Consider the following 15,883-nt stretch of genomic DNA (forward strand, 5'->3'; position numbering starts at 1 on the left):
TCGAAAACCCCCGCACGGAATGTGGTGATCTCCGTATGATGAACGCCGATGTCCCGCCTGCCACGATCCGTGCGCGGCCCCCACGAACGCCCGGCTCAAGGAAGTGGTCAGAGGATGAGCGGCTCGCCGGTCCGCCGCACCGCGCGCGGCTCCGCCGGTAAGTTGCCGCGCATCGGCAACGGCTCCCTGGCCGAGCGGACCACCCGCGCCCTCCTCGAAGCCATCATGGAGCGCCGCTTCCCCGGCGACCGCCTGCCCAACGAACCCGACCTGGCCGCCCAGCTCGGCGTCAGCCGTACCACCATCCGCACCGCGCTGCAGACGCTCGGACGGCTCGGCGTCGTCAGCAGGGCACCGGCCAGGGGCACCCAGATCCGCCCCCACGTGGGGCGCGAGAGCATCCTGCTGCACCGCCTTGTCGGCTTCCGCGGCCTGCTTGAGGCCAACCACGACGAGGTCCGCGTCGAGCAGCGCTTCGAGGTGCGCGAGCACCCGACCCCCGCGGGCACGGCGGCCCTGCGCATCGCCGAGGACACCCCGATGGTGGTGCACGACAAGGTCATCTTCGCCGACGGGCGTCCCGCCGTGCACCTGTCGCAGGAGGTGCCGCTCGCCTTCGTTGCCGAGGAGGTACGGCGCAGCCTGGTCACCGGGCGCCGTTTCGACCCCCCGGACACCATCTTCGAGTTCAGCCAATCGTGGCCGGGCCGGGAGATCGACCACTCCCTCGTCGAACTGGTCCCCGCCGTGGTGCCGCAGTCCCCCGGGTTCCGTCTCGACATGGCGCCGGGCACGCCGTACATCGTGATGAGGGAGGTCCACTACGCGGCGAGCAACGAGGCCGTCGCGTACTCCGAGGAGACCGTTGACGACTCCCTCATCCGGTTCAGGATGGTCCGTACTCGCTGATCCGGTATGAATGAAGCCATGACTGTTCGCCGTGTCGTACCGGACGTCCACACGGAGTCCATGGAGCAGAGCCGTGACTTCTACGGTCTGCTCGGCCTCGTCGAGGTGATGGACCAGGGGTGGGTGGTGACGATGGCCTCCCCGACCAACCCCACGGCCCAGGTCACGCTGATGGGCCCGGACGCGACCGCCGAGATCCAGCCGGACCTCAGCGTCGAGGTGGAGGACGTGGACGCGGTCCACGAGGCCCTGGCCGCCCGGGGCGCGAAGATCGTGCACTCCCTCCGCGACGAACCCTGGGGCGTCCGCCGCTTCTTCGCCCTCGACCCAAGCGGCAAAGTCGTCAACATCGTCACCCACCGCTGACCTCCACCGCGCCACAGCCCACCTTCGACGTGCACTCCACGTCGTAGCCGCCGATGCCCTTCGACGTGTGCTGGCGACGCGGTGATCAGCTATCGGTGACCGGTTCGGCGAGCAGCAGGCCCGCGCAGCGGGCGACGAGTTCCTCGGCGTGGGCGGGGATGGGGCTGCCCGCCTGGTGGTGGCGGCGCACCGTGGCGTAGGGCAGGTCCACGGTCGCCAGCACCAGCCGCTCGATCTCCGACGGTGTGCCCGGCCCGAGCCGCCTGGCCAGGGTGACGATGGCCTCCTCGACCCTGCGGTTGCCGAGCCTCAGCCGCTCACGCGCCTCCTCCGGCCAGTCGGACTCGCCGAAGTCGGCCGGGCCGTACAGCAGAACGCGGGCCTGGAGCGGGTTGGCGCGGCTCCACGCGACGACGTGACCGGCCGCGGACATGACGGCCCGCTCCGCCGGTTCCTCGCGCGTGGCGGCCAGGAAACCCTCCTGGAAACGATCGACCGTGCGCAGCCACAGCGCGGCGAGCAGGGCCGCCCTGCTGGGGAAACGGTGGTAGACCGAGCCGCTCGGCGCCCCCGCCTCACGGGCGACCGCCGCCATGGTGACACTCGCCGGACCCGCCTGCGCCGCCAGCCGCACCCCGGCGTCGAGGAGCCGATCGACGTCATGCTGCGACGGTCTTCCCACGGCCCAAGGATACGGGCGTCACGGTGCGTGGTCCCGTACGGCGCCGCGCCGTACAGACAACGCCTCGCTGTTCGGCGTGTACGGCGGCGCGTCTTCTGCTGCGGCGCCGTACACGTGTGGGCACTTCCCGGTCAGTCCCTGGGGCATTCGGCCATTTTCTTCTCCACGTACGTGGTCAGCTCGGGGCTGAGCTTCACCCGGTCCGGCTGCGCCGAGACGATCACCTGCCCGGGGGCCGTCGGCACCGCGTCCTGGACGAACCAGTCGCCCGGCACGTGCTGAGCGGGGTCCGACCGCTCACCGACCCTGAACTCCGCGATCGAGCCGTCCCGTCCGGCCAGCACCGCCCGAACCTCGTCCACGGTCATGCCGCGGAACGGGACGCAGTGCAGCAGTTCGCCGGTGGCGTCGGCGTCACCGGCCGAGTCGTACCGCTCACCGGGCCTGGCCGGGCGGGCGAACCAGATCTGCTCGCTGCCCCGGAACCCCGCGGGAATGCGGAAGGAGACCGCGCAGCCGCCGCCGGGAGACTCGCACGCCACCGACTCCTCCTCGATGCCGTCTCCCTCCGAGAGTGTCCTACTGGTGACATGACCGACCGTGCTCGGTGAGCCCGGGGTGATCCAGAGCCGGATGTCGAGTCCACGGGCCCTGAACTCGGACGCGAAGCGCTCGGGGTCGGCGTAGAGGTCCTTGACGGTGACGATCCAGTCGTCACCGGAACGCTGGAACGCCAGCGCGGCGGCCGGGGCGATACCGCTCGGCGCGTCGGCCGGGATGAACACCGCCCCCATGACGATCGCCACCGCCAGCACCGTGGCGACGGGGACCACCACCGGCCAGCGCACCCTGCGACGTGCCCTGACCGGCGTCGCCACGATCTCGTCGAACAGCTCCCGCGCGTCCTGCCCCTGTTCCGACGCGTGGGGTACGGGGTCGATGGCGGCAACCAGCCGGTCAATGTCGCTCACAGGCTCTCTCCTCTCAGTTCCGTGATCGCCTGGTCTTCCTCCGTCAGTCCCAGCGCCCTGGCCAGCCGCCTGCGCGCGCGGTGCAGCCTGATGCGGGCCGCCGTCGCCGTACAGCCGAGCACCCTGCCGATCTCCGGGCCGGTCAGGCCCTCCCAGCAGGCCAGCGCGAGCACTTCGCGGTCACGGGCGGAAAGACCGTCGAACGCCACCCGCACATGGTCAAGCCCGTCCGGCCCTGATGCCCGCGTGGCGGACGACTCGTCCCTCAGCCGTTCCGCCAGCCCGGCCCTGCTGGACTGGCCACGCCGCTGGTTGGCCAGGACACGACAGGCCACGCCGTACAGCCACAGGAGGGCGGTCTCGCCCTCGGGCACGTCGGCGATGCGCCGCCACGCGGTGAGGAACGTCTCGGACATCACGTCCGCCGTGTCCTCTCGCGAGTCCGTACGGCGTGCGGCGTACTGATGGATGGCCGGGTAGTGCGCGTTGTAGATCGCCTCGAAGCGGTCCCGCGCCCCCGGGGGATGGGTCACCGATGACTCTCCTCATGCCAAGGTGTCAGACATCCCCATACATGTCCGGCACCCCTTCGGGGTGTTTCACCATCCGGTTACGGACGGGATGACCCGTCAGGCCCCCTGCGGACCAGGTCACATAGCCACCGAAGCCGGACGAACCGTGGCATCACATGGCTTCACGTCGGGTGGCTTCGCGGTTCGCGGTGTCGTACGGCTTCGCGTGGCGGAAGGGTCACTGGCCCCTTACCGGGAGCCCAAGAATCGGCCCGCTATCTGTACTTTCCGTATTACATTAGTCACTCTCTGTATAGACGTCGTGCACGGCACGCCCAAGGAAAGGAAAGCCGATGTCGACCGGACCACGCTCCGTCTCCTGCTGGAGCGGCCCCCGGGGACGTCACTGACGTGATGCGCCGGCTCATTCACCGATTGGACCGCCTGATTGGCTTCCGTGGATCGGTGTTGCTGTTCCTGGCGCTGTGGAGCGCAAGTCAGGCATTCCGACTCGCCTGGCCCGACCCCGTGATCACCAGAACCCCCACATACGTCTACCTCGCCAGCGTCGCCCCGCTCGGGATGCTGGCCGTTCCCTGGGCCGCCTGCGCGATCATGTGCGGCATCCAGGCCTTCACCGTGACCGACTGGGCGGCCTTCGCCCTCGCCGCGGGCGTGCTGGTCGCCTGGGCCGTGATCCACCTGGTTGGCGGCGTCAGAGGGGCGATCCCCCAGGCGTACTGGGCCTGTGTCGTACAGGTCGCGGTCGCGGGTCTCATCCTGCGCCTGTCGCGCTGGCCCGAGCCAACAGAACGGGGGCAATGAATGGACCCTGGCGTCATCGTCGGCGCGGCGGGCGCGCTTGCTGGCCTGCTCTCCACCATCTACACCGCCCGGCAGGCCAGGAGGGCGGCACAGGATCAGGAGGCCGCCGCCGAACGCGCGGCACTCCGCCAGGTCGAACAGGGCGCCTACCAACGAGCGAGCGCCTTCGACGTGGACACCCAGATGCGCATGCAGGCCGAGATCGCACGCCAGGCCGAGCAGATCCGCACCCTGCAACGACAGGTCGCCAGGCTGACCCGGCAACTCACCCACGTGGGCCTGGTCCCCGACATCGACGACGAGGAAGAACACGCGTGACCCCGTCCATCCCACCCACCAACAGAGGAGATGTCCGTGAGCATGCTCAGCCGCCGTGACTGGGGGGCAAGACCTCCCAAGGACGCCTACACCACCCTCAACCGCACCAAGGGCGTCAAGATCCACTACACCGGCGACCACGTCGATCCCGCCCTGGCCAGGGAGCACGCCAAGTGCGTGGCCACGGTCAAGGCGATCCAGGACCACCACATGGACGGCAACGGCTGGATCGACATCGGCTACTCGCTGGTGGTCTGCCCGCACCGCACGATCTTCCAGGGCCGTGGCGCCGGGCACCTGCCCGCCGCCAACGGCGCCGGTCTCAACTCCGACCACTACGCCATCCTGGGCCTGGTCGGCACCTCCGGCCTGACCCAGCCCCCCGACGACTTGTTGCTCGGCATTCTCGACGCGATCGACTACCTACGGGAGCACGGCGGCGCGGGCAAGGAGATCAAGGGCCACCGAGACGGCTACTCAACCGACTGCCCCGGCGAAGCCCTATACACCTGGATAACCTCCGGCACCCCCCGCCCCACCTCCGACGACTCTCGCTGAGTCCCTCTCCCACACCGGCAAGGGTGCTCCCACGCAATGGGGGCACCCCTTTGCTGTCGTACACCACGTACGACCCGCAAGACCCATCCCCGCGTACGCGGGGAGCACGTTCCCTCTGACGCCGGGACAACCCAGTTCAGGGGACCATCCCCGCGTGCGCGGGGAGCACGGGGCCGCCGCTCGCTTTCCGGGGTTGTAGGGGGGACCATCCCCGCGTGCGCAGGGAGCACGGAGGGCCGCTACCGCCTGGCCGGTCTCGGGTGGGACCATCCCCGCGTGCGCGGGGAGCACCCCTCGGCGACCTGCGGGTTTGTCAGTGGAGGGGGCGGAAAATCATTGCTTTCATCGACTTGGATATTCCGGACACATCGCGAAGCTCGCCGGGATGGCGACAACCACAAGCTAGCTGTATGAGGTCGGCCGTTGTCGAGGCGGACTGGCACCGGCGGTCGGGATCATTTTACGGTTGAGCAGAAGCTTGAGCGTGCTGGTTCATGGTGCTGGTTAGGGTCTGAGGACGATTTTGCCGTGGGTGTGTCGGCGTTCGAGTTCGGTGTAGGCCTAGCGGACCTGCGTCAGTGGGTAGACGTTGGCGATCGGGACTTCGAGGTGTCCGTCGGCGATCAGGGCGGCCAGTTCGGCGAGGACCTCGGCGCCAGGTCTGGCGTTGGTTCCGGGTTCGGTCCTGACCCCGTACCTCGCGGCTGCCGCGAAGTCGGCGATGGTGTCGATCCTTTCGACCTCGACCCGCAACACCTCGATTCCACCGAACTCGTCGTATCTCACTGCCTTTGTCATTGGCTGGCCTCAAGAACGGGAGTGGTCCGTGTCGGTGTGGCTGTTACCAGGGCACCGTTCCGGCGTCGTCGAAGAATCCGCCGGTCGGTCCGTTGTCGGGCAGGGTCGCGAGGCGAATCGCGATGGCCGCGCCCTGTTGTGGGGTGCGGACGCCCTGGAAGCCGTTGAGGTCGGTGGCGGTGAAGCCGGGGCAGCCGGAGTTGACCAGGATGTTGGTGTCGCTCAGTTCCTTGGCGTACTGGATGGTGAGGGCGTTGAGGAAGGTCTTCGAGGCCAGGTAGGCGGCCGGAACCGGGCCCATGTCGATGCCCGGGGTGGTTTGCAGGGCGAGCGAGCCGACGCTGCTGGACATGTTGACGATCCGCGGTGATGCCGAGTCGCGCAGCATCGGCAGCATCGCGTTGGTGACCCGGACGACCCCGATCACGTTGGTCTCCACGACGACTCGCACGGTCTCGGGATCGACCGTGGTCGGTGTCTGCGGCATACCGCCGGTGATCGCGGCATTGTTGACCAGGACGTCGAGCCCTCCGGCGTGGTTGGCGATCAGCTCGGCCGCCGCGGCGACACTTGCGTCGTCGGTGACGTCGAGCGGCACCCCGAACGCGTCGGTCCCGGCCGCGCGCAGCTTCTCCACCGCGGTGTCGCGGCGGTGTCGATCCCTCGCGCCCACCCCGATTCGCCAGCCAAGCGCACCCAGGCCAACGGCGATCTCGTATCCGATTCCCTTGTTCGCGCCGGTCACCAGCGCGATCGTCCGTTCACTCATACCGTCGATCCTGTTGCGGGCCCGGGTGGGACGTCCAAGACCGGTCGGGTGGACGGCGATACCGCACGGGTATCGGCCGTGGTCAGCGCTGGATACGAGGCGCTGGATACGATGAGCGGGTGGAGACGCGGGAGTTGCGATACTTCGTCGCCGTCGCCGAGGAGTTGCACTTCGGCCGGGCAGCACAGCGGCTCTCGATGGCACAACCACCACTGTCGCGGGCGATCCAGCAACTGGAACGGCGGCTCGGAGTCGTTCTGCTGCACCGCACCGCTCGCGCCATCACCCTGACCGAGGCCGGGTCGGTGCTGCTGCGGGAGGCCCGGGCCGCGCTCGACGCGGTCGAGGCCGCCGAGCGCCGCACCCGCCGCGCCGCGGCTGACCAGCCGGGTGTGGTCCTGGCCACCAAGGCCGGGGCGTCCAGGGAACTGTTGGCGAAGCTTCTGCACGCCTACGCCGCCGAATCGGGTGCCGTGGCGGTCGAGGTGATGCTGTGCGGGCCGGGCGAGCCGGAAAGTCTGCTGCGCACCGGGCGTGCCGACGTCGCCCTGCTCCACCGGCCCTACGACACGACGGCCGGATTCGACACCGAGGATCTGCACACCGAACAGCAGGTCGTGGTCCTGCCCAAGGGTCATCCCCTCGCCAACCGGGCGCAGCTGTCGTTGGCCGAGGTCAATGCCCAGACGGACCTGCCCCTGCCGCGCTGGCCCAGACAGGATGGCAGCCATCCGGACGGCCCCGGCCCGCAGGTGCGCGACCACACCCAACTGTTCCAACTGATCGCGCTCGGACTGGCCTGCGCCGTCGTACCCGAGTCGCTCCGAGACCGGCTACGCGACGACCACGCCATCGTGCCGGTGCCGGACGCACCGGCCGTCACGACCGTCATCGCCTGGCCGCCGCACAGCAGATCCAGAGCCGTCGCCGACCTCGTCCGCACCGCGACACGCCTCTAGGTGTATCGAAAGTGCTGGTCGTCGGCGTGCACTGCCTAAAGTGGCATGCGGTCTTCGCTCGGTCGTGCTGGGATCAACGCTATGAATGACCATGTCCCTGACGAAGCCGACTTGACGGACAGGATGGAACGGAACCTGGCGGAACACGCCTGTCATCTGCACCGGAGTATGCCCAACGCAACTGTCGCAGAGACCGGTGACCTCCTGGTCGCGGACAGCGGCTTGGACGACGACACGTTCAACATCGTCGCGGCGGCCCGCTTCACCGCCGCCGACGCCACGGCCCGCATCACCGAGACCGTCGGGACGCTGGTCGGCACCGGCCGCGGTTTCTCCTGGTGGGTGGGCCCTGCCTCGACACCGGCAGACCTCACCACCCGCCTGACGGCGGCCGGTCTGCCGGTGTCCGAATGCGAGACGGCGATGTGGGCCGAGCTGGATGACACCCTGCCGCCTCCCGCCGTCCCAGGACTGGACATCCGGACGGTGACCACACCCGAACAGCTCGCCGACTACGCCACGGTCCTCGCCGCGAACTGGAATCCACCCGCTGAAACCGTCCGCGACTTCTTCGCCCGGGCCGCTTCGCAGGCGCTGGCCACGACCTGCCCGGCCCGGTATCTGGTGGGCTACGTGGAGAACCGCCCGGTCTGCTCCGCCGAGGTGTTCCACCACGCGGGAGTCGCCGGCATCTACAACATCTCCACCCTGGCCGCCCACCGCCGACGCGGCTACGGCGGAGCCATCACGCTCGCGGCCCTCCGTACGGCCCGCGAGCGAGACCACCGCATCGCGGTCCTGCAGGCGTCGGCCGACGGCGAACCCGTCTACCGCCGCCTGGGATTTCGCGCCTGCGGCCAGTTCGTCGAACATGCCATCAATGCCTGAACCACCAAGACTCCACGGGCTGACCGTCCGCCATCCCTGAATGAGCCCGTCACAGCCACTCAAGGATGGCCACTACAAGGACAGTGGCCTCGTAGCGGCCCGCGATGAGGCTTCTGATCTGCGAGGGATTCAGCGGTGAGGGATGGCGCTGGGGCCGGAAGCCCTCGTGAAGCTCATGTCCATCCAGTGCCGCCAGTTCGAGCCGTTGTCAGTGCGCTCCCATTCGGCCGTCATAGAGTCGCCGTCTTCGGCGATCACCAGCGTCGCCCGCTCCGTCTCACCGGCGAACGTCCAGACACCCTCGTCGTCGACGCTTGCCCACATGGTGACGAAGTTGCCGTGATTGTCGAAGGAGCGCATGGGGTAGGTCCGGCTCGCTGGATCGTAGGGCCCGATCATCTCGATGACCTCGACGTGTTCCTCGTTCATGCGCACGTCCACACGGTGGATGAGGAAGTGCTCGCCCGCCAGCCACTCGTAGGTGTCCGACCCGGCGATGCGGATCGCCGGGTCGATCGCGGTGGCCGCCATACGCCCCTGCGAACGCCAATGGCCAACCAGCGCATTCAGGCGCTGGTTCTCCGATCGCGGAGCACGGGTGTTGTCGTCTCCCGACATGGTGAATCCTCGTCATCGATAGAGTGTAAGATGTTGCTTAAACACTTACATGCTGTCCCAGCAGTGCGCAAACGAAGGCGGTGGCCCATGGACGACGCGCTCCGCGCTGTGGCGGACCCGACCCGCCGCGCCATCCTCGTCCTGGTGCGGGATCGCGAGGTGTCGGCAGGCGAGATCGCCGAGCGCTTTCCCGAAATCAGTCGCCCTGCGGTATCCCAGCATCTGCGAACGCTGATAGCAGCCCACCTCGTCGACGTCCGCCGCGCAGGCAATCGCCGCTTCTATCGGCTACGTCCGGAGGGGCTGGCCGAGGCGGTGACGTTCCTGGAGACAATGTGGTCCACCTCGCTCAGCCGCCTCCAGCACGAAGCCGAGAAAGAAGAACGCGCGCACACTGGTGCCCAGGACGTGAAGGGATCGTTGTGAGCAGGACGATTGAGCAGACATTGCACATCCGTGCGCGTCCCGAGACGGTCTGGCGGTTCTTCACCGACCCGGCACGCCTGGCGCGATGGTGGGGAACGGCCGAGCTGGACGCCCGCCCCGGCGGCACCTTGCAGGTTGCGATGCACGAGGGCCCACGCCCGGTGATGCGCGGACGGTTCGTGGAGCTCGTGCCGTACGAACGTCTCGTCTTCACCTTCGGCTGGGAGGCCACACCAGGAGCGCCCGACATGGCACCAGAGGCATCCCGGGTCGAAGTCACTTTGACCCCGGACGGTGACGGTACCGAGCTCACCCTGCGCCACAGTGGTCTGCCGGCCGTACTCGAAGAGGAGACCGGCGACGGCTGGGCGCACCTGCTCCATCGTCTGGGCGAAACGGCAGAACGCCAGGAAATCCGCTGAACCTGGTCGAACATACGCGTACGTCGCGCCCCTGCTGCCGCCTCACGAACCCTGGCCGCCGTCAAAGCCGCATCACCGCCACCGGCTAGGGTGCGCATCGAGCCGTGATCAACCCGTGGGATTCGCCTTCGCGTCGAGGCTTGGACTGGTGGACCTTGCTACGTGACGCGAATGCAACTGACGGATGCGGAGTGGGAGTTCATCAGGCCGACAGTGCCGGGAAACGATCAACCTTCACGCGGGAAGCGATCTTCAGGCGCGCCTATTCCGCCAGGTCATCCGCTCTCGTGAACGCCCCAGGTAGGTGCGGTTCTTGTGGAGGCGTACGCCTTGTCAGCGCGCACGCGATCGGGGCGGACACGCGGCCGGTTCGGCCCGAGGCGGGGCACACGGACCCGCTCCAGAACGGGCTGGAACTGAGGCGAGTCGCCGCGCTGCCCTGCCGTCACCACGACCGACATGGGCCTCTGACCCTGCTCGACCGCCAGGTGCGACTTGGTGGTGAACCCGCCGCGAGACCTTCCCAGGCCGTGATCTCCAGGCTCGGTGAACAACACCGCCAGGAGGTTCCTTCTGTAAATCACCCCGCTTGTGGGCCCCGGCCGCATGTTGGTGAGCGCGGCAGACGGTGGAGTCGATGCTCAAGTCCCAGACGATTTCGCCTCTCGCGTCAGCCAGGGACTGAAGTTGAGTGAGGATCCGCTGCCAGGTGCCGTTCCACTGCCACCGGCGGAACGAGTCGTAGATCCGGTTCCACGGTCCGTACTCGACGGGTACGTCCCGCCATGGCACACCGGTCCGCACACGGAACCGTATGCCGTCGATCAACTGCCGCCGAGGCCAGACGGGCGGCCGCCCCGCCCTCGCACCCTTCGGCGACAACGGTTCCGGCACTACCCACTGCTCGTCCGTGAGATCTCCCCGCCCCATGAACCTCGATCATTCATAGCTCAAGATCCACTTTCGATACACGCCCCAGCCGATACTCGCCGCGCGATCCGAGGTTCTCCCGCTGGTCACAGCGATATCGTCTTCCGGTCAGCGACCGGCGGCAAAATCCGACCGCTCACACCGGATTGACGAAGTTCAGCCGTGACCACTACCAACGACAACGTCATGGCCGACAACGGCTAGCGTGCGACACAACAAAACACCCCTGCAAAACACGAACCCCGCCCCCACTCAGCACCACCAGAACTCCCCTTCCACCTACCGCACCCCCAATGACCGATAAATCCGGAATGTACAGCTCAACGAAAGTAATAAATTTCCGCCCTCCCCGCCGACAAACCCGCAGCTCACCGAGGGTGCTCCCCGCGCACGCGGGGATGGTCCCGACCGCGTGCTGCGCGACCTCTTCCAGCAATTGTGCTCCCCGCGCACGCGGGGATGACCCCGTCGATCGGTCAGGCTGTGGGCACGGTTGATGTGCTTCTCGTCTCTTCGGGGAGCACATCATGGCCAAAGGTTGGGGTGCTGTCGAGGATCGGTCTCACTTCGGCGTTGGTGTACGGCTCGCCAAGCCATGGCTGTTGGTGGCCGTCTGCGGTGATGGTCAGGCCGAACTTCTCGTGGCCTGGTCGCCCATGCTCGGCCCACCAGTGGTGGGCGGCCTCGACCTCGGCCCACAGGTTTCGGGGACCGCCCTGGAAGACCCGCGAGTCCGTGGGGTCGTCCTCGTCGAAGAAGACCGCAGCCCACGACCGGTCGGTCAGTCCGAACAGCCACATCGTCAGCCTGCCGTACGGATCTCGCCCCGAGGTGTGCACGCAGTCGGACACCAGCAGGCCGATCACGAAATCAACGGCGGCGAAGTCGGAGTCCGGGAGGACCTCGGCGGCGATGAGCGCGGTCGCCGATTCGCGCGTGTCCGCAGGCCAACTGTCACCGAGGATGTAGTCGCTCTGCGTCGGCCAGCCCAGGCGTTCGGAGCGCACCTGCATGAACCGGGCGGGCCTGGTGAAGCGGCCACTCGCGGTGCCGTCGTCGGCCACGACGAGACGGACGATGGCGTCCTGAGGGGTGTAGCGGGTTCCCCACGGCATCACCAGCACAGCCCCGGGCCGGGCTTGGTCGATCCAGGCCCGGGGGATCTCGCGCACGGAGGCGGTCACGAGAATTCGGTCATAGGGTGCCCGATGGGGCCACCCCAGCAGGCCGTCCCCGGTTATGACCTCCGGATGCCACCCGGCGGTATGCAGTGCCTTCCGTGCGCGGTCGGCCACCGTTTCGTCCACCTCGACCGACACGACGTTGTCTTCGCCGAGGCGGGCCGACAGGAGGGCGGCGCACCAGCCGGTTCCGGTGCCGATCTCCAGCACCCGCATCCCGTCGGCAACCGACAGGTCGGCGAACATGGAGAAGACCATGCCGGGCATGGAGCTGGAGCTGGTCGGCAGCTCACCGCGTGCGACTCCGGTGTGGCGGCCGTCGTCCCACTGAGTGGTGATGGCCACGTTCCGGGTAGCCCAGTGGTGCCACCGGGCCGGGTCGTCCTCCCTGGAGACGGCGATGTCCTGGCCTTCGACGGAGGGCCACATCACGTCGGGCAGAAACAACGCCCGGGGAACCGCGTCGTACGCCCGCACCCAATCCGGGCTCATGGTCCCGGTCTCCAACAGGTGGCCCCGCAGTTTCCGCAGCTCCGGTTCCGCATCGATCACTTCGACGTCGGCTTCTCGTGCTTACCGGCATCCGCGCCACTGTCGGAGTCCGGCTTCGTCTTCTCAGGCACCGTGAACGGCTGCAGAGGCGGCCGCGGCTTATCTTCGTGATCTCCCATTGCGTCGTCCTTTCCTCTCCGAGCTCCTGACGCGGAGCATTCGCCAGTAAGCGTAACGTCACGGAATGTGACGTCCAGGACATACTTCCGTCGCCTACGCAACCGGAGGCGACCGAGAGTGCCACTCCCCGCCCACGCGGGGATCACCAGCCAACCGTCGTCTTCCAGCCGTGTTCGCGAGGACCATCCCCGCGTGCGCGGGGAGCACACGGTCAGCATGGGCTCGTCCATCGCGGCCTCCGGACCATCCCCGCGTGCGCGGGGAGCACCCTCGGCGACCTGCGGGTCTATCGGCGAGAGGGGCGAAAATTTATTACTTTCATCGACTTGGACATTCCGGACACATCATGAAGTTCACCAGGATGACAGCAACCACAAGCTAGCGTGCGACGTAGCGAAACGCCTCCCCGAAGCGCAAATCCAGAACGAAAGCTCCAGCCACCTCACAAGCTCAACCTCCCCCAACCTGGCACCCCAGAGCCCCATGACCATCCCGCCTCGAATAACCGATAAATCCGAAATGTCCAAGTCATCGAAAGTAATGATTTTCCGCCTCTCTCACCGATAGACCCGCAGGTCACCGAGGGTGCTCCCCGCGCACGCGGGGATGGTCCCCGGTGCCCCCCTTCGTGAACTCGATCTCTCCGTGCTCCCCGCGCACGCGGGGGTGATCTTTCCCCTGAGGCTGGGGTGAGTGGTCAAGGGGTTGACGGGTTGAGGAGGGTGTTGATGTCGCTTTGGCGGTAGCGGCGTTGGCCGCTGGGGGTTTTGAGGGAGGGGATCTTGCCGGTGAGGGACCAGCGGTTGACGGTTTTGGGGTCGACGCCGAAGATGTGGGCGACTTCGCCGGGGGTGAGGAGGCGGTCGGTGGTTTCGGGGCCGGTGGTGAAGGTGCCGTCGGGGGTGACGGCCTTGCGGGTGGCCTTGAGGGTAGGTATGGGGGCTCCTTCAGTAGCGGAGGTTGTGGAGGATCTTGTCGTGGTGGGCGAGTGCCCTGACCAATCCGTGCAGGGTGGTACGGCCGAGCACGTCGCGGGCTCCGGCTTTGCGCTGGTCGGGGCGGAGCGGGTAGTAGCGGGTGGCCCACCACTTGGGGAGGCCGGGTAGGTCGCGTTGTTGGTAGTACCAGCCGGGGTGGGTGCTGGTGAGCACGTCGATCACGCGTCGCTCGTACTCGTCATCGGTCATCGTCGTCTCGCTTCGGAGGACGGACAGGAAACCCGCCTCACACGGGGAGGCCTTGCCGGTTCAGGTGGGAGGCTGTGCCGGTTCAGGTGGTCTTGCCGGTTGTTCAGGTGAGGGTGGGGTGCCCGGCTCCGAGCCGGGGAGCACGGGCCGGGCGCCCGGTAAGGGAGTTCTCACGGGAATGGAGCGGGTGTTCTTGTGGGGAGAGGGTGGGGGTGCCCGGCCCCGAGCCGGGGAGCAGGGGCCGGGCACCCGGTAGGAGGACCGGTCCCGCGTGTGGGGACGCGGGACCGGGTGCGAGGCGGCTCCCCCTTCCCCAGCACGCCCTGCCATGTCCCGGCGTGTGTGGGAGCCGCCTTGCGAAGGGGTGCGGCTCAAGCCCTCCAACCTGAGCCGCACGCTTGGGGGGTACGGCGGGCAGCGGGTGGGATGAGGTCCCACCACCCGCCGTACCGGCTCAGGAGCGCAGCAACCTGCGCAGTCCGACAGGCCGCTGACCAGCCCGGATGGTGTGGGCGTGCAGAGCACGGGCGACGGCCATGGCCCGGACGCTCGGCGGCACCACCGGGGATGCCTGAACGCTCAGGCGAGCCGACACCAGCCGGGACGCCTGGACGAACGCCTGAGCGAGCGTCCGGGCGAACGCCTGGGCGGGCTGGGCGGTCAGCTTGCGGTCCAGCTCTTCGGCCGACTCCGCGCGTACCAGCAGCACGGCCCCGGGGTCCGGCCTGCCGGACAAGGCGCAGCGGTAGGCGCTCCACAATCCGGTTTGCGGGTTGTGGAAGACCAGCCAGCCCGGGTGAGCCTGTTGCACGGTGTCGCACGTTCGATCCGCGACACCGGACTGTGGACAGGCCGCGCTAAGGAGTGGCATCATGCCGCCCTCCCACCCGGCGACGAACGCCGCCTCCTGGCCGGGCCCCGATCCTGCGGCCCCGCCGTGCCCCGGTCGCGCGGCTCGGCGGGCGGACGCTCCTCGCCACCGTGCGGGGTCGGCGTGGCCTGGAGCATCCGGACCATCTCCGCCTCCTGCATCCGCCCTTCCAAGCCCTCGGAGGTGGGGTCCTCGACCACCACGACCTGGGGGCTGTCCCAGGACGCGACGGCGTAGAAGCTGCGCTTACCCAGGCTGTAGAGCACGGTCCAGTCCGCCCACGCCTGGTCAAGCCGCTCGGCCTCGGCCCGTGCCGGGCCGTCCCAGACCCGCTGATACACCGAGGCGTACGGCTGGCCGTCGCGGTGTCGCCCCGTCATGAGACCGGCTCCGTCTTCTCGGCGGCGGCCAGGGTGGTCTTCTCGGCGTTGGCGACGGCGGTCTTCTCGGCGGCGGCGACGGCGGTGCGGGCCTTGTCCTCCTGCTCGGCGACGGCGGCCTGGACCTCCTCGAAGGTGTCGGCGTCCACCGCCGGTTCCACCCCGGCCCGCAGGGCGACGCGGGGGAAGGCCCGGTTGCGGATGGCCCAGTACCGGCCGGTGTCACTGACGATCAACCGCCAACCCGGGATCGCCGGGGTGGAAGCGGGGGTGTTGTGCATGATCTGGACCTCCGTGATCCGATCAGAGGCTCTGGCCGACGAGGTGATCGCCAGACGGGCCTGCCCTACGGGACAAGAGAAAGAAGGGTGCATGCCGTACGGCACAGCCGTGTGAGCACGGGAAACGCGACATCTGCCGGTCGCGGGCCGTACCGCACTCCTGCGGAAACCAGGCCGGGACAGACCGGAGCGACGCAACCTGGCCCAGGAGATCCCCGATCGGGGAGCACCGGGGACAGGACGCCGGGTTCGCCGGGGCAGCGGCGGACGGGCAGGCCGTACGGGCGCGAAGGCCGGGGCGGCAACCGGGTCAGCGACAGAAGGCGTAGCGGGCACGGAAACCGGAGCGGCGGCAGGAGG

Annotated in this window: 23 protein-coding genes and 1 pseudogene; 9 read left to right on the top strand and 15 right to left on the bottom strand. The window is 68.3% G+C overall.

Annotated features, from left to right (window positions below; all coding sequences use genetic code 11):
• Positions 1-114 precede the first annotated feature (114 nt).
• Positions 115-909, top strand: a complete 795-nt coding sequence (locus tag FHS44_RS37645; RefSeq protein ID WP_184724891.1) for a GntR family transcriptional regulator — start codon at positions 115-117, stop codon at positions 907-909.
• Between the two features lie 18 nt (positions 910-927).
• On the top strand, positions 928-1,275 hold the full coding sequence (locus FHS44_RS37650; RefSeq protein WP_184724894.1) for a VOC family protein: 348 nt from the start codon (positions 928-930) through the stop codon (positions 1,273-1,275).
• 85 nt (positions 1,276-1,360) lie between these two features.
• Here FHS44_RS37650 and FHS44_RS37655 read toward each other — a convergent pair whose 3' ends face one another.
• From FHS44_RS37655 to FHS44_RS37665, 4 genes are read right to left on the bottom strand one after another with little or no spacing between them, the layout of a single operon-like run.
• A complete protein-coding gene (locus tag FHS44_RS37655) occupies positions 1,361-1,957 on the bottom strand; it encodes a TetR/AcrR family transcriptional regulator (protein ID WP_184724897.1) in 597 nt (198 codons plus the stop codon).
• An 18-nt stretch (positions 1,958-1,975) separates the two neighbouring features.
• A complete protein-coding gene (locus FHS44_RS42140; RefSeq protein ID WP_281401711.1) occupies positions 1,976-2,104 on the bottom strand; it encodes a hypothetical protein in 129 nt (42 codons plus the stop codon).
• Complete coding sequence (locus tag FHS44_RS37660) at positions 2,089-2,928, bottom strand: hypothetical protein (RefSeq protein ID WP_184724901.1); 840 nt, start codon at positions 2,926-2,928, stop codon at positions 2,089-2,091. Before FHS44_RS37660 ends, FHS44_RS42140 begins: the two co-directional genes overlap by 16 nt.
• Entirely contained in the window at positions 2,925-3,461 is a 537-nt protein-coding gene (locus FHS44_RS37665; RefSeq protein ID WP_184724904.1) for an RNA polymerase sigma factor, read from the bottom strand. The genes FHS44_RS37660 and FHS44_RS37665 overlap by 4 nt, the downstream gene beginning before the upstream one ends.
• 444 nt (positions 3,462-3,905) lie before the next feature.
• Between FHS44_RS37665 and FHS44_RS37670 the strand changes: the two genes are divergently transcribed.
• The 3 genes from FHS44_RS37670 to FHS44_RS37680 are packed head-to-tail and all read left to right on the top strand — an operon-like array spanning position 3,906 to position 5,141.
• The gene (locus tag FHS44_RS37670) at positions 3,906-4,265 is read left to right on the top strand and encodes a hypothetical protein (RefSeq protein ID WP_184724906.1); all 360 of its coding nucleotides are present in this window, start codon (positions 3,906-3,908) and stop codon (positions 4,263-4,265) included.
• Positions 4,266-4,583 carry a hypothetical protein gene (locus FHS44_RS37675; protein ID WP_184724909.1) on the top strand — a complete coding sequence of 106 codons (318 nt, stop codon included), beginning with the start codon at positions 4,266-4,268 and terminating at the stop codon, positions 4,581-4,583.
• Positions 4,584-4,619: 36 nt separating this feature from the next.
• Complete coding sequence (locus FHS44_RS37680) at positions 4,620-5,141, top strand: peptidoglycan recognition protein family protein (protein ID WP_184724912.1); 522 nt, start codon at positions 4,620-4,622, stop codon at positions 5,139-5,141.
• Between the two features lie 561 nt (positions 5,142-5,702).
• Here the strand turns inward: FHS44_RS37680 and FHS44_RS37685 are convergent.
• Both FHS44_RS37685 and FHS44_RS37690 read right to left on the bottom strand, forming a co-directional pair.
• Positions 5,703-5,939, bottom strand: a complete 237-nt coding sequence (locus tag FHS44_RS37685) for a zinc-binding dehydrogenase (protein ID WP_184724915.1) — start codon at positions 5,937-5,939, stop codon at positions 5,703-5,705.
• 43 nt (positions 5,940-5,982) lie between these two features.
• Positions 5,983-6,708, bottom strand: a complete 726-nt coding sequence (locus FHS44_RS37690) for an SDR family oxidoreductase (protein ID WP_184724917.1) — start codon at positions 6,706-6,708, stop codon at positions 5,983-5,985.
• Between the two features lie 119 nt (positions 6,709-6,827).
• Between FHS44_RS37690 and FHS44_RS37695 the strand changes: the two genes are divergently transcribed.
• Together FHS44_RS37695 and FHS44_RS37700 are read left to right on the top strand one after the other, a co-directional pair.
• Positions 6,828-7,667, top strand: a complete 840-nt coding sequence (locus FHS44_RS37695) for a LysR family transcriptional regulator (RefSeq protein WP_184724919.1) — start codon at positions 6,828-6,830, stop codon at positions 7,665-7,667.
• A gap of 168 nt (positions 7,668-7,835) precedes the next feature.
• The gene (locus FHS44_RS37700; RefSeq protein WP_246436670.1) at positions 7,836-8,555 is read left to right on the top strand and encodes a GNAT family N-acetyltransferase; all 720 of its coding nucleotides are present in this window, start codon (positions 7,836-7,838) and stop codon (positions 8,553-8,555) included.
• Positions 8,556-8,684: 129 nt separating this feature from the next.
• Here FHS44_RS37700 and FHS44_RS37705 read toward each other — a convergent pair whose 3' ends face one another.
• Complete coding sequence (locus FHS44_RS37705) at positions 8,685-9,173, bottom strand: DUF1579 family protein (protein WP_184724921.1); 489 nt, start codon at positions 9,171-9,173, stop codon at positions 8,685-8,687.
• 87 nt (positions 9,174-9,260) lie between these two features.
• Between FHS44_RS37705 and FHS44_RS37710 the strand changes: the two genes are divergently transcribed.
• A complete protein-coding gene (locus FHS44_RS37710) occupies positions 9,261-9,599 on the top strand; it encodes an ArsR/SmtB family transcription factor (protein WP_184724924.1) in 339 nt (112 codons plus the stop codon).
• Entirely contained in the window at positions 9,596-10,021 is a 426-nt protein-coding gene (locus tag FHS44_RS37715) for an SRPBCC family protein (RefSeq protein WP_184724927.1), read from the top strand. Before FHS44_RS37710 ends, FHS44_RS37715 begins: the two co-directional genes overlap by 4 nt.
• A gap of 275 nt (positions 10,022-10,296) precedes the next feature.
• On the opposite strand, the gene FHS44_RS42800 is transcribed toward FHS44_RS37715, so the two are convergent.
• From FHS44_RS42800 to FHS44_RS37750, 8 genes and pseudogenes are all read right to left on the bottom strand, one after another.
• Positions 10,297-10,629: a transposase gene (locus FHS44_RS42800; RefSeq protein WP_376771651.1), complete on the bottom strand. Its 333-nt coding sequence runs from the start codon at positions 10,627-10,629 to the stop codon at positions 10,297-10,299.
• Positions 10,630-10,729: 100 nt separating this feature from the next.
• Positions 10,730-10,951, bottom strand: a pseudogene (locus FHS44_RS42805) (transposase); the annotation flags it as partial.
• A 476-nt stretch (positions 10,952-11,427) separates the two neighbouring features.
• Positions 11,428-12,684 carry a methyltransferase domain-containing protein gene (locus FHS44_RS37725; RefSeq protein WP_221461789.1) on the bottom strand — a complete coding sequence of 419 codons (1,257 nt, stop codon included), beginning with the start codon at positions 12,682-12,684 and terminating at the stop codon, positions 11,428-11,430.
• Positions 12,685-13,501: 817 nt separating this feature from the next.
• Positions 13,502-13,741 carry a helix-turn-helix domain-containing protein gene (locus tag FHS44_RS37730; RefSeq protein WP_184725075.1) on the bottom strand — a complete coding sequence of 80 codons (240 nt, stop codon included), beginning with the start codon at positions 13,739-13,741 and terminating at the stop codon, positions 13,502-13,504.
• 10 nt (positions 13,742-13,751) lie between these two features.
• The gene (locus FHS44_RS37735; RefSeq protein WP_184724929.1) at positions 13,752-13,991 is read right to left on the bottom strand and encodes a hypothetical protein; all 240 of its coding nucleotides are present in this window, start codon (positions 13,989-13,991) and stop codon (positions 13,752-13,754) included.
• Positions 13,992-14,445: 454 nt separating this feature from the next.
• The gene (locus FHS44_RS37740) at positions 14,446-14,802 is read right to left on the bottom strand and encodes a hypothetical protein (RefSeq protein WP_184724934.1); all 357 of its coding nucleotides are present in this window, start codon (positions 14,800-14,802) and stop codon (positions 14,446-14,448) included.
• A gap of 59 nt (positions 14,803-14,861) precedes the next feature.
• Positions 14,862-15,242: a hypothetical protein gene (locus tag FHS44_RS37745; RefSeq protein ID WP_184724936.1), complete on the bottom strand. Its 381-nt coding sequence runs from the start codon at positions 15,240-15,242 to the stop codon at positions 14,862-14,864.
• Positions 15,239-15,523, bottom strand: coding sequence for a hypothetical protein (locus FHS44_RS37750; RefSeq protein WP_184724939.1), 285 nt, complete (start codon positions 15,521-15,523; stop codon positions 15,239-15,241). The genes FHS44_RS37745 and FHS44_RS37750 overlap by 4 nt, the downstream gene beginning before the upstream one ends.
• Positions 15,524-15,883: the final 360 nt, after the last annotated feature.

The sequence above is a fragment of the Streptosporangium saharense genome, from assembly GCF_014203715.1.
Lineage (GTDB): Bacteria > Actinomycetota > Actinomycetes > Streptosporangiales > Streptosporangiaceae > Streptosporangium > Streptosporangium saharense.

Coding starts and splice junctions, on each gene's coding strand:
- FHS44_RS37645 (WP_184724891.1), top strand. CDS start 115: ATGAGCGGCTCGCCGGTCCGCCGCACCGCGCGCGGCTCCGCCGGTAAG.
- FHS44_RS37650 (WP_184724894.1), top strand. CDS start 928: ATGACTGTTCGCCGTGTCGTACCGGACGTCCACACGGAGTCCATGGAG.
- FHS44_RS37735 (WP_184724929.1), bottom strand. CDS start 13,991: ATGACCGATGACGAGTACGAGCGACGCGTGATCGACGTGCTCACCAGC.
- FHS44_RS37750 (WP_184724939.1), bottom strand. CDS start 15,523: ATGCACAACACCCCCGCTTCCACCCCGGCGATCCCGGGTTGGCGGTTG.
- FHS44_RS37675 (WP_184724909.1), top strand. CDS start 4,266: ATGGACCCTGGCGTCATCGTCGGCGCGGCGGGCGCGCTTGCTGGCCTG.
- FHS44_RS42140 (WP_281401711.1), bottom strand. CDS start 2,104: ATGCCCCAGGGACTGACCGGGAAGTGCCCACACGTGTACGGCGCCGCA.
- FHS44_RS37690 (WP_184724917.1), bottom strand. CDS start 6,708: ATGAGTGAACGGACGATCGCGCTGGTGACCGGCGCGAACAAGGGAATC.
- FHS44_RS37700 (WP_246436670.1), top strand. CDS start 7,836: ATGCCCAACGCAACTGTCGCAGAGACCGGTGACCTCCTGGTCGCGGAC.
- FHS44_RS37685 (WP_184724915.1), bottom strand. CDS start 5,939: ATGACAAAGGCAGTGAGATACGACGAGTTCGGTGGAATCGAGGTGTTG.
- FHS44_RS42800 (WP_376771651.1), bottom strand. CDS start 10,629: ATGCGGCCGGGGCCCACAAGCGGGGTGATTTACAGAAGGAACCTCCTG.
- FHS44_RS37745 (WP_184724936.1), bottom strand. CDS start 15,242: ATGACGGGGCGACACCGCGACGGCCAGCCGTACGCCTCGGTGTATCAG.
- FHS44_RS37710 (WP_184724924.1), top strand. CDS start 9,261: ATGGACGACGCGCTCCGCGCTGTGGCGGACCCGACCCGCCGCGCCATC.
- FHS44_RS37705 (WP_184724921.1), bottom strand. CDS start 9,173: ATGTCGGGAGACGACAACACCCGTGCTCCGCGATCGGAGAACCAGCGC.